11 protein-coding genes are annotated in these 12,672 nt (G+C 35.9%); 5 read left to right on the top strand and 6 right to left on the bottom strand.

The genetic code is table 11. The features are described from left to right. Positions 1-2: 2 nt before the first annotated feature. The 3 genes from KF816_15485 to KF816_15475 form a co-directional block, all read right to left on the bottom strand. On the bottom strand, positions 3-344 hold the full coding sequence (locus KF816_15485) for a hypothetical protein (protein MBX3009422.1): 342 nt from the start codon (positions 342-344) through the stop codon (positions 3-5). 77 nt (positions 345-421) lie between these two features. Further along, entirely contained in the window at positions 422-802 is a 381-nt protein-coding gene (locus tag KF816_15480; GenBank protein MBX3009421.1) for a hypothetical protein, read from the bottom strand. 230 nt (positions 803-1,032) lie between these two features. Then, positions 1,033-1,899, bottom strand: coding sequence for a prohibitin family protein (locus tag KF816_15475; GenBank protein MBX3009420.1), 867 nt, complete (start codon positions 1,897-1,899; stop codon positions 1,033-1,035). A gap of 95 nt (positions 1,900-1,994) precedes the next feature. Here KF816_15475 and ggt point away from each other — a divergent pair, with 95 nt between their 5' ends. Further along, positions 1,995-3,692 carry a gamma-glutamyltransferase gene (gene ggt / locus KF816_15470; GenBank protein MBX3009419.1) on the top strand — a complete coding sequence of 566 codons (1,698 nt, stop codon included), beginning with the start codon at positions 1,995-1,997 and terminating at the stop codon, positions 3,690-3,692. A gap of 175 nt (positions 3,693-3,867) precedes the next feature. On the opposite strand, the gene KF816_15465 is transcribed toward ggt, so the two are convergent. Together KF816_15465 and KF816_15460 are read right to left on the bottom strand one after the other, a co-directional pair. Continuing rightward, a complete protein-coding gene (locus tag KF816_15465; protein ID MBX3009418.1) occupies positions 3,868-4,977 on the bottom strand; it encodes an alanine racemase in 1,110 nt (369 codons plus the stop codon). After that, complete coding sequence (locus KF816_15460) at positions 4,977-6,281, bottom strand: thymidine phosphorylase (GenBank protein MBX3009417.1); 1,305 nt, start codon at positions 6,279-6,281, stop codon at positions 4,977-4,979. The genes KF816_15465 and KF816_15460 overlap by 1 nt, the downstream gene beginning before the upstream one ends. A gap of 100 nt (positions 6,282-6,381) precedes the next feature. Between KF816_15460 and pepT the strand changes: the two genes are divergently transcribed. The 3 genes from pepT (at position 6,382) to KF816_15445 (ending at position 10,304) form a co-directional block, all read left to right on the top strand. After that, positions 6,382-7,629, top strand: a complete 1,248-nt coding sequence (pepT, locus tag KF816_15455) for a peptidase T (GenBank protein ID MBX3009416.1) — start codon at positions 6,382-6,384, stop codon at positions 7,627-7,629. Between the two features lie 43 nt (positions 7,630-7,672). Further along, the gene (locus tag KF816_15450) at positions 7,673-8,524 is read left to right on the top strand and encodes a cation transporter (protein MBX3009415.1); all 852 of its coding nucleotides are present in this window, start codon (positions 7,673-7,675) and stop codon (positions 8,522-8,524) included. Positions 8,525-8,609: 85 nt separating this feature from the next. Next, entirely contained in the window at positions 8,610-10,304 is a 1,695-nt protein-coding gene (locus KF816_15445) for an AMP-binding protein (protein ID MBX3009414.1), read from the top strand. Positions 10,305-10,350: 46 nt separating this feature from the next. On the opposite strand, the gene KF816_15440 is transcribed toward KF816_15445, so the two are convergent. Then, entirely contained in the window at positions 10,351-10,707 is a 357-nt protein-coding gene (locus tag KF816_15440; protein ID MBX3009413.1) for an MmcQ/YjbR family DNA-binding protein, read from the bottom strand. A 75-nt stretch (positions 10,708-10,782) separates the two neighbouring features. Here KF816_15440 and KF816_15435 point away from each other — a divergent pair, with 75 nt between their 5' ends. Continuing rightward, complete coding sequence (locus tag KF816_15435) at positions 10,783-12,624, top strand: hypothetical protein (protein ID MBX3009412.1); 1,842 nt, start codon at positions 10,783-10,785, stop codon at positions 12,622-12,624. The last annotated feature ends 48 nt before the right edge of the window (positions 12,625-12,672 follow it).

Raw genomic sequence — 12,672 nt, 5'->3', positions numbered from 1 at the left:
AATTAATGAGTAGTTGGTTTATCACGGTATAAGCAGCATCCGGGTAAATTTTTATATACTTCATCATTCGCTTTGAATTTTTCAGTATCATGTCCAACAGCGGCAATTCTTTTTTGAAGTGAATCTGCTGTTATGGTTGATTCAAAAGCTACTTTTAGCATTTTTGATTTTTTATCCCACTTAGCAAATTTCACTTCAGAGATCTTCACTGCTTTTTCGATTCTGTTTTTACACATATTACAATTGCCGAATACTTTAAAATCGGTTTCAACTACTTTTTTATCCTGCGCGTTAGACATAGATAACAAAACAAATAATAGTATTAAAGAAATTGAACGTTTCATGGTTTTCTCCTTTTAAAAATTTAAAATGAATAATAACAGCCAGGCTGTTACTGTTTAAATGCTATAAAAGGAGAATATTAAATAAGATATGTACAGTAGAGAATGTTTAGTTTATTGGGCGGGGGAGAGTAAAAATCTAATAACTCATTATTTAAAGATGCTAATGAATTTGAGAAATTAGTATCGGTCGAAACCAATTCAGCTACAACTGTTAATTCCTGTTCTTCAAATTTTACTACCGGTTGCTGTTCATCGCTTACTTTAATTTGTTTCGTATCGGTGGTACAGCATGAATCATCACATTGATCTTCACAGCACCCTTCAGGTTCTTCGTTTAGATTTGAGGCGTAGAGAGAAACATCAAATACATAATCACCGCAGAAATGATACGCGAACTGAACTCCAATTGTGGAGAATAGATAAATAATCGAAATTAATATGTAAATCTTTTTTCGCATGGGGCAAAGATAAAGGATTAGTTTTTTTAATGAAAGTGCAAAAATTCATGATATTCATCATTTCGAGTCCGTTATGCTGGATTTCCGTCATGTCGAGTTGGAATGCTATTTCTTTTTGTTATCGAGACATGTCAGGGCAGCTTCATCCCTCGATAAACTCGGGATGACGGTTGTTAGTCATTTCGAGTCCATCGAGGAATTACATTGAATATCTTCACTACTGCTATTTATTAATTCCCGAGAATAATGGGTAATCCATCTTTTCCTGAACCGATAATAACAATTTTAGAGTTTGTGGAATTAGCCAGCTTTTCTGTTGCCTCAATTCCTTTCCATTGCAATAATTGTGTGCTTATACCACGCGAAACTATATCCTGGAAATCAGAAATCCCTTTTGCTTCAATTCTTTTTCTTTCAGCTTCCTGCTCTTCTCTTTTAAGAATAAATTGCATTCTTTGACTTTCCTGCTCCGATTTCAATTTTTCCTCAATTGATGCTGTTAATCCGGTTGGGAGTATAATTTGCCTCATTGGTGCCGATTCAATTAAAATTCCACGCGGACCAACTAATTTTTCCAGTTCCGATCTTATCTCATGAGCAAGCTGTTCACGGGATGCCGTGTATAATGCTTTTGCGTCATATTTGGCGGTTACACCACGCACCACCGAGCGGAATTGTGGAACAAGAATTATCTCCTGATAATTTTCCCCAACAGTCTTATAAATTTTTGAGGCGTTATCCGGATCGAGACTGAACAATAAACTTATTTCAAGTTGAACACTCAAACCCTCTTTTGAGGGAACATTCATCATCTCTTTCAATTCTTGAGTCTTAATGCTGAACTTTATAACATTTGCCAGCGGATTAACAATATTAACTCCGCTTTTAAGGGTCGTTGCGCTAACATTTCCCAGAAAATCAACAACTCCAACGGTACCGGCGGGTACAACAGTGAATAATCTGAAAAGTAGAATTAGCGCGCCTAAAAACATTCCGCCAAAAGCGAATCGAGCTTCCCGGTATCTTCCCATCTTCTTAAGATTTGAATATGCCGCAATTGATATCGCAATTATTATTATCCCAAATACAAAAAACATATATCCTCCTTTTGATTATTAATTGTCATTTCAAGAATTTTATACAATAATAGCATTATTTTAAGCAAATAGTATGTTAACAATTGGGCAAATCCATGAACACAATCAAAAATACTTTATACTTGTTTCTGCTAATGCTGACTGTAAGTTTTGCACAGGATAGAATTACGGGCAAAAAATTTGCGACCCGTTCCGAAGTAATAGCACAGCATGGAATGGCGGCAACCAGTCAGCCCCTTGCAACACAAGTGGCGCTCTATATTTTGAAAAATGGAGGCAGCGCAATTGATGCGGCAATAGCGGCTAATGCCTGTCTTGGTTTAATGGAACCTACCGGATGCGGAATTGGCGGTGATCTATTCGCGATTGTATGGAGCGCTAAAGATCAAAAATTATATGGATTAAATGGAAGCGGGCGTTCCCCCTATTCATTAACAATAGAACATTTCAAAAAAAATAATATTAAAAGAATCCCACCGCTTGGACCATTGCCTGTGAGTGTGCCCGGTTGTGTTGACGGCTGGTTCGAGCTTCATAAAAAATTTGGAAAATTAAAGATGACCGAAATTCTTGCGCCGGCAATTAAATATGCGAGAGATGGATTTCCGGTTTCAGAATTAATTTCCTACTACTGGCAGCGCAATGCTCAATCATTAAAACAATTCCCCGGCTTCGAAGAAATATTTATGAAAAATGGGAGAGGTCCGGCAAAAGGGGAAATTTGGAAGAATCTATTTTTAGCCGATACTTATCAAAAGCTCGCGGAAAATGGGAGAGATTATTTTTATAAAGGTGAAGTTGCCGAAAGAATTGAATCTTATATGAGAGAGGTTGGCGGATTTCTCACAAAAAAAGATTTTGAAGAGCATACTTCTACCTGGATTGAACCTGTTTCTACAAATTACCGTGGTTATGATGTTTGGGAATTGCCTCCTAACGGACAAGGAATTGCGGCGCTTCAAATGTTGAATATATTAGAGAAATATCCAATTAAGGATTTTGGCTTTGGTTCTAAAGAACATATTCACTATTTCATTGAGGCTAAAAAATTAGCGTTTGAAGACCGTGCAAAATTTTACGCTGATCCTGAGTTCAATAAAATTCCGGTTAAGGAATTAATATCAAAAGAGTATGCCGAGACAAGAAGAAAATTAATTAATGATAACAGAGCCGCGAGAACTGTTGATGCAGGCAATCCCGCATTGAATGAGGGGGATACAATCTATCTCACTGTCGCCGATGCTGAAGGTAATATGATCTCATTAATTCAAAGCAACTACCGTGGAATGGGAAGCGGGATGACTCCCCACAAACTGGGTTTCGTTCTTCAAGATCGTGGTGAAATGTTCACTCTTGAAGAGGGACATTTCAACTCTTACGCTCCTCATAAAAGACCATTTCATACAATCATTCCAGCTTTTGTTACTAAAGATGGAAAACCATTTTTAAGTTTTGGAGTTATGGGAGGCGCTACTCAACCGCAAGGACACGCGCAAATAGTAATGAACATTATCGATTTTGGAATGAGCATTCAGGAAGCGGGGGACGCCCCAAGAATTCTGCATGAAGGTTCATCCGAACCAACCGGCGAAAAAATGACAAGTGGCGGTGAGGTTTGTCTCGAAACCGGATTTGATTATGAGGTGATTCGTGAGCTGGTTAAGATGGGGCACAAAGTGCGTTTCGATGTTGGTAATTATGGAGGCTATCAGGCAATAATGTTTGATTACGAAAACAAAGTTTATTATGGCGCATCGGAATCGAGAAAGGATGGACAAGCGGGAGGGTTTTAAAACAGTAGAGAATAAAGAGTGTTGAGTGTAGAGTCTGTCCGCCTCGTTTAGTAAGCAAAACTTGGCAGGTTTATCCGCCTTTGGCGGAGAATCATCTAAGAACTTAGAATTAAGAAAATAGATGTAGAACTGTTTTGAGAATTTAATCTAAAGTTAAAAAGTATTTCATTTCGCCTTAGATATGCTGGACCCAATACGATATTCCATTTTTCTCAAATGCTAAATATCGCCCCATTGCTATTGCGGCTAAGCACGAATGGATTGGAATAATGCCAATTATACCGCCAATACTATACTTGTTAAATATTTTATCTGTAGCGCGAATAATTCCATGTTCTTGACTTAGACTAATTACATGGCATTCTTCTTCAAAAAATGTCCAGCCATTATCATTTAAATTAACTACTAACCCATAGCTCGTCTGTCCATTACTTACAATAGCTGAATCTTTCGAAAAATGATGACTACCACCATAAATTACAATTTCATTTCGTGATGAATGTTTTGCTACAATCGGGCATGCCATTGCCGTAACAATTTCATCAAGTGAGCATGAACCAATTAAATATTGTGTGTAATCATAAAAAACAAAATTACCTGGACGCACCTCGTCAATCCCCGCAAAATCATTTGTAACACTGCATGAGGGAGTATCTCCAATAGATATCACCGGATTAAGTGAAGCAAAATCTTGCTTTAGTTTTATCATTACATCCTTACTTGAACTGTGCACATTTTCTATTTCTTCAATTCCACGACACTTGTAAGAATGCCCGGCATGTGTTAAAAATCCGGCAAACTTTAACTTGGGATTTTTATCTGACGCCTCGATAATATCAGAAATTAATTTTGTGTCCTGCGGATCAACCCCGGTTCTATGATATCCGCTGTCTATCTTTATAAAATAATTTACAGGACAAGTAAGCTTCGAATTCAAAAATATAATTGCTTCAACCGATTCAACAAGTATATTCAACTTAATTTTCGCCGCTAATAAATTAATCCTTTCTATTTCTCTAATATTTATAGGGAATGCAACGGTTATATCCTTCCATCCATCATCGGCAAAATACTCTCCCATCTGTAATGATGAAACTGTAATCTTATTAACACCAAACTCTCTAAACCACTTACCAATTTCTAATGATTGATGAGTTTTAAAATGGGGGCGGAAAATTAAATTTTGCTTTTTTGCTTTCTCTGCCATTCTGGAAATATTAGCGACACATTTTTCTTTATCGAGAAATAGAGTCGGTGTTTTAATATCATCAAAAATATTTTTCATCACTTAATTATTGTCTTTATTAATGAAACCGGCTCACACTTTTTAGAAGAGATAGTAATTGAATTAATAATTTTGGTTTTAGTCTCTTCAACCATAAACTTTTTATCTGTAAAAATTTCGGCAATCAACTCACCTTTAGATATTTTCTGCCCGATTTTAGGATAGAAGATAATCCCGGCTTTCGGGTCAATTACATCATCTAATTTTAATCTGCCTCCACCCAGCATCAATGAAGCCATTCCAATTTCAAATGAATTAATTGATTTGATGTAGCCGGTTTTCCCCGCTAATATTTTATCATGAATTTTTGATTTTGGATATTTCTCCGGATTGTTAATAAAGGAAATATCTCCTCCCTGAAGTTTTACTATTTCCACAAACTTTTTAAACGCGTTGCCATTTTCGATTTGCCTGCGTGCAATCTCAATTCCCTGTTCAACCGATTTCGATTTGCCTCCTAAAAATATCATTGCCCCCGAAAGCAATAAGCTCAGTTCCATCAAATCACCAGGCTGTTCATTTTTCAATACTTTGATGCTTTCATAAACCTCAAGCCAATTGCCGATATAATTTCCAAGAGGTTGATTCATATCGGTTACATAAGCAATAACTTTTTTTCCGAATGCCTTAGCCGTATTTGTCAATGAATTAGCAAGTTGAACCGCGTCATCGTAATTTTTCATAAAAGCGCCGCTGCCTGTTTTTACATCGAGAACTAATCCATCAATTCCCTCGGCTAATTTTTTACTCATGATACTTGCGGTAATTAATGGAATTGATTCAACTGTAGCGGTAACATCGCGAAGAGCATAAATTAATTTATCAGCCGGGGCAATATCTTTTGTCTGCCCAATCAAAACCGCGCCGCATTTTTTAATCACCGATTTATATTTAGGCAGAGTTAAATTTGTAATAAAACCGGGGATTGCCTCAAGTTTATCTAAAGTTCCGCCGGTATGCCCCAAACCCCGTCCGCTAATCATTGGAACATTAACACCCGCGGCGGCAACAATAGGCGCCAATATTAATGATGTTTTATCTCCAACTCCACCGGTAGAATGTTTATCTACTTTTTTCCCTTTAATTTCATTTAGGTTAATTACTTTACCGCTGTATAGCATGGAATTAGTTAGTTGAGCAGTCTCCTCTTTATTCATTCCCTTAATAAACGCCGCCATTAAAAAAGCGGAGAATTGATAATCGGGGATTTTACCATTAGTGTAATTTGTAATTAAATATTCAATCTCATTTTTTGAAAGCGAGAACCCATCTCTTTTTCTTCTGATAATTTCAATTGCGTTCATTAAAGCTCCTAATTTGGAATTTATCAAATGGTTTGTTTATCACACCAATTTTCTATTAACTTGCATAAAAAGATTCAATAACACTTACAGTGAGGTTTCTATGTTCGATCCTAATTATGCATTTACGGTTGTTGACCGCTTTCTAAAATACGTAAAATATGAGACTACTTCAGATGAAGAATCGGTTTCCTTTCCCAGTGACTTAAAACAATTGGAGCTTTCTAAAGCATTAGTAGATGAATTAAAGCAGATTGGTCTGGCCGATGTTGAAATGGATGAATATGGCTATGTAATGGCAACTTTACCCTCGAACATTGATAAAGATGTGCCGGTTATTGGATTTATTGCTCATGTTGATACCTCTCCCGCTGTTAGTGGAAAAGATGTAAATCCAATAATTCATAATAATTATAAGGGGGGAGATATTGTTCTTCCTCAAAACTCACAAGTAATTGATGCCGCAGGTAATCCTGAATTAAGTGAAATGATCGGGTTTGATATAATTACATCTGACGGCTCCACACTTTTAGGCGCCGATGATAAAGCCGGTATTGCCGAAATTATCGACGCGATGAATTATTTAATACAGCATCCCGAAATTAAGCATGGTAAAATTAGAATATGCTTTACTCCCGACGAGGAAGTTGGGCGCGGTACCGAAAAATTTGATGTTCAAAAATTCGGCGCAAAGTTTGCCTACACAATTGATGGCTCTACCCGCGGTGAAGTTGAAACAGAAACATTTAGCGCCGATGCGGTGGTAATTAAATTTAATGGTAAAAACGTGCATCCCGGTTATGCTAAAAATAAAATGATTAATGCTGTTAAAGTCGCTGCCAGATTTTTGGAGATGCTGCCCAAAAATACACTTTCCCCCGAAACAACTGAAAAGAGGGAAGGATATGTTCATCCAAACCAGATTAACGGTAATGAAACAGTAACTACGCTTAAATTTATTATCCGTGATTTTACCGCTGAAAAACTGGTTGAATTTGAAAACTTTTTGAAAGAAATGTGCGAGAGAACAGTACTTGAATTCCCCGGTTCCTCCTTCGATTTTGAAGTAATACAACAATATCGCAATATGAAATATGTACTTGATAAACATCCTGAAGTTGAAGCCAACGCAGTTGAAGCTTTGAATAGATTGGGAATAAAACCTATTAACTCGGCTATTCGCGGAGGTACAGATGGATCAAGATTGAGTTATATGGGATTGCCAACCCCTAATTTATTCGCCGGCGGTCATAATTTTCATGCATATACAGAATATGTAGCCGCGCAGGATATGGAAGCCGCAGTTAAAATGATTGTAACTCTTGCTGAGGTTTGGGGAGAGAAATCGTAATTAATATTAACCCATTTTTAAACAACTATAATTTGATATTATAATGTCTCATAGATTAAAACGCGCGACCGATGTCGCGCTTATAATAAATACTTTTCTTTTTATTATAAAGGCAATCGTGGGTGTGCTTTCAAATTCGATTGCTGTAATTTCGGAAGCGCTTAATTCATTTACCGATGTTCTTGTTTCAATAGGAATAAAAATATCAGTACAAATGAGCCGTGAGAAACCGGATCACAAACATCAATTCGGTCATAACGCCGCTCAACCTATTGCGGCTTTCATTCTTTCTGTTTTTGCGTTTGTGGTTGGTATTAATATAATTGAAGAATCGGTAAAACGTTTAATCGACCCTCAAGATGTAAGCACAAATCCAATTGTTTATATTGTTCTAATTACTACAATTATTACAAAGATAGTTCTAAGCCGGTATCAGGTTAAAATTGGTAAGTTGTTTAATAGTCCCGCTGTTCGAGCCGCATCGGTTGATAGCGTAAATGATGTTCTGGCGTCATCAATAGCTTTAGTGGGAATTATTGGCACATCCTATAATATTAATTCATTTGATAGCATTGCGGGAATCCTAGTAGCATTTTTTATTTTTAAATCAGGATACGAAGTAGCCAAAGAAAATTTAGATTATTTAATGGGGCGTTCTGCTTCAGCCGAATTTGAAGATAATATTAGAAAGATTACATGTGGTATTAAGGGGGTTAAAGGTATTAATGATATCCGGTCTCACTATGTCGGGAATAAATTTCATATAGAAATTCATATTGAAGTAGATAAAGACAGCGCTACTTCAATTACCCATGATATCGGCAATACTGTTCGGTTTAAGTTGGAAGAAATGGAAGAAGTTCAAAAAGTTTTTGTTCATGTCGACCCGGTTTGAGAGGGTTCATTAAAAACTAATTGAATTTATTTGTTAATCATTCCAAAATCTTTCCGTAAATTTTTGATAAATAAATGAGAAGAAGATGTCAGATATAAAAAAACTAACGCTGCATCATGTTTTAAACTCCAGCACTGAAAAATGGGGAGAAAGAACCTTTGTATCATTTGTTGATGGCAAGGAAATTAGTTACCATCAATTTAAAAAGAGTGTTAATATCCTCACTAATTTTTTGAAAGAAAGTGGAATCATAGCCGGTGATAAGGTGGCAATTTTAAGCGAGAACCAGCCTAACTGGGGTATAGCTTATTTTGCCATTACCACAATTGGCGCTATTGCTGTTCCAATTATGGTTGAGTTTAGCACAATAGAAATTGCCCATATCCTAAGACATTCTGAAAGTAAAGTAATATTGGTTTCCGCAAAGTTGTACAATAAAATTGAGGATATTCAATCTGATACATTAAGCACACAATTACTGCTTGATGATTTTTCTATAATACCCCCCAACACAAAAAACGATATTGTTAAAGAAGTAATTTCCGGCGGTAAAAAGGAATTTGCTAAAATAAAAGAAGCGGCATTAAAACTTGTTGGTATTATTCCATCGGAAGTTGAAGAAGATAATATTGCTCTAATTCTCTATACCTCCGGTACTACAGGTCATTCAAAAGGAGTTATGCTTACTCATAAAAATATTGTTTCAGACGCTCTCTCAACTCTTGATATGATTCATATGGACGAAAATGATAGAATGCTCTCCATTCTTCCATTATTTCATACGATGGAATCAACATTGGGACTCGTAGTTCCATTCATTAAAGGTGCATCGGTAACTTATATTGATAAACCCCCAACCGCGGCGGCACTGCTTCCCGCTCTCAAAAAAGTAAAACCTACTGTAATGCTGGCAGTACCATTAGTAATAGAAAAAATATACCGGCTTAGAATCCTTCCCGAAATAAAGAAAAAGTTTTTAGTGAGGTCTTTGTACAAACTGCCTGCTGTAAGAAAAAAACTTAATCACATCGCTGGTGGTAAATTAAAACAAACATTTGGCGGCGAGTTAAGAATGTTTTGTATCGGCGGAGCGGCAATTTCGGCCGATGTTGAAACATTTTTAAGAGAAGCCGGATTTCCTTATGCAATTGGGTATGGACTTACAGAAACATCTCCTTTGGTAACCGGAACCGGTCCGGAAAATGTCCGCTTTCGATCCTGCGGTAAACCAATGAAATGGATGCAAGTGAAAATTGATAGTCCCGATCCAATTAATGGAGAAGGGGAAATATTAATAAAGGGTCCAAATGTAATGAAGGGATATTATAAAGATCCCGATAAAACGAATGAGGTCTTTACTAAAGATGGATGGTTTAAAAGCGGCGATTTAGGCGTGTTTGATAAAGATGGTTTTTTGTATATAAAGGGAAGAAGCAAAAATGTAATTATTGGTTCAAACGGAAAGAATGTTTATCCCGAAGAAATCGAATCTATAATTAATGAAAATCCAATTGTACTCGAATCTTTAGTTCTTCCCAAAGGGGATCAGCTTGTTGCCAGAATATTTCTAAATTATGAGGTAATTGAAGCGGAACATAACATCGCAAAGTTAAATGATCATAAAGCGCGCGAGATAATTAATTCTGTCATCGATTCAATATTGTTAGATGTTAATGCTAAAATAAATACTTTCTCAAGAATTCATAAAGTTATAGAACAGAGAGAACCTTTTGAAAAAACTCCAACTCAAAAAATTAAACGATATTTATACATCGATTAATCTTTGATTAACACCGGATGCTAAATTTTGGCGTCCGGTGTTCTTATTATTCTCCCTCACCAATTTCAAGTCTAATCTTTTTCGGAAGTGAAACAAAAACCAAATTATAAGAATGGTCAATCATTTCAAGAATCTCCTTATCGGGTATAGAGCCGTCGAAGTTCACAGTGTTCCAATGTGTTTTATTCATATGAAAACCGGGAGTAATAGCGTCATACTTTTCCCGTAATTCAACGGCAAGTTCAGGATCGCATTTCAAATTTATACGGAATGGCTCAGTAACACTAATTAACGCGAACATCTTTTTCCCCACCCTTAATACAAGGGTATCTTCATCGAAAGGGAAATCTTCGCTTGTTCCCTTTTTCGCTAAAGAATGTTTTCTCACAATATCAATATTCAATTATTCCCCTTAAATACTTAATTGAATTTAATGTATTTTTGAGTAGAAATAAATTGAATTACTTAAGGAGGTAGAATGTTTAGAACTTGCATAGTTATTACCATTCTATTATTGATATTAATAAATAGATCACTATCTGCTCAGCAGTCTGTATTTCAAAATTTTATTACTGCTAAAGAAGGTAAGTTATACGACGGCGATAAAGAATTCCGCTTTATATCCTTCAATATTCCAAACCTTAATTATGTTGAAGATGAATTTGCTCCTGAAGTAAAACATCCCTACAGAATGCCCAATACATTTGAATTAATTGATGCGATGGAAAGCGTTAAACAGCTTGGGGGACAAGTAATACGCAATTATACAATTCCAGTTAGAAATATTAGGGAAGAGTCCTATCCAACTTATGTTCTTGCACCAAATAAGTTTGATGAGGAGTCATTCAAAACAATGGATACGATGCTGGCTGTTGCGAATAAAGTAGGTATCAGATTGATACTTCCATTTGTAAACTGCTGGCAATGGATGGGAGGAAGACCACAGTATGCCGAATTCCGGGATAAAACAGAAGATGAATTTTGGACCGATCCCCAGCTAATTGAAGATGTAAAAGCAACAATAAAATTTGTTATTAATAGAATTAATTCAGTCACGGGAATTCCATATAAAGATGACAAAGCAATATTATGCTGGGAGACGGGGAATGAATTAACCGCTCCTTTTTCATGGACGAGAGAAATTACCAGGTACATTAAAAGTTTAGATCAGAATCATCTTGTTATGGATGGATTTAACGCAATTAATAACACTCCCTTTTTTGAAGAAGCTCTAAATGAGCCATCAATCGATATTGTAACAACACATCATTACGAAGTAGATCCATCTGAATTATTTCAAAATTTGGATGACCGGATTACCCAGTTGGGAAATCGTAAAGTGTATGTAGTTGGTGAATTTGGATTTATTGGAACGCCGGCAATTGAACATGCACTTAATAAAATTATTAATTCAAATATTGCCGGAGCTATGATTTGGAGTTTGAGATATCACAGAAGAGAGGGTGGATTTTATTGGCATTCCGAACCGCTCGGTTTTGGAATATATAAAGCTTATCATTGGCCAGGATTTAATTCCGGTAATGAATATGATGAAAAAAATCTTTTATCCTTAATGAGAAAAAAAGCTTTTGAAATTAGAGGACTACCAGTTCCTCAGTTGGAAATTCCTATCGCACCTAAATTATTACCCATTGAAAACCCTGCTCATATTTCCTGGCAGGGTTCTGTTGGTGCGGCTACTTATGATGTTGAAAGATCTGAGACTGTAAATGGAAATTGGCAAATAGTAGGTTTTGATATCGATGATTCCGAGGTTCAATATTTCCCTCTATTTAATGACGAAAGTTCAGAGATTGGGAAAAGTTATTTTTACAGAGTAACAGCAAAAAACTCCGCTGGAAAATCCGAATACTCCAATATTGTTGGTCCAGTTAACGTTGAAAATAAATGTTTAGTTGATAATGGAAATAATCATGGGAATCTATTTTACTGGAGAGGTGATGTTCGAATTGATTCGGAAAACGACAGAGTATTTAGAGAGGATATGTATAGATTACACGCTGAAGAGGATACTGAAATTATTTATATGGTTAATGGAAAATTGAGCGAAATTAATCTTTTTACATTTGCCGAAATGAATGAATCGGTGCTCGAATTTTTTGTTTCGCTCGATAATCTGAATTATGAAAGTCTGGAAATGTCATCAAATTCGAATTTTTCTGGACAAGAATATTATGGGTACTGGGTTCCAATTAATTATCATACTCAATTAAGTGATGCTTCTAATTATAGATATCTGAAAATAGTATTCAAAGAAAAAGCTCAAATTGGCAGAGTCGAATTATTCTATAAAAATTAAAATAGAATTTATTTTTGATTTTATTTGTTATTGATAGGGATCAAGTTT

Source organism: Melioribacteraceae bacterium (assembly GCA_019638015.1).
In the GTDB taxonomy this organism is placed as follows: Bacteria; Bacteroidota; Ignavibacteria; order Ignavibacteriales; family Melioribacteraceae; genus JAHBUP01.
Note: the sequence above shows the minus strand (reverse complement) of the source record. Positions and strands in the feature narration are given on the sequence as shown.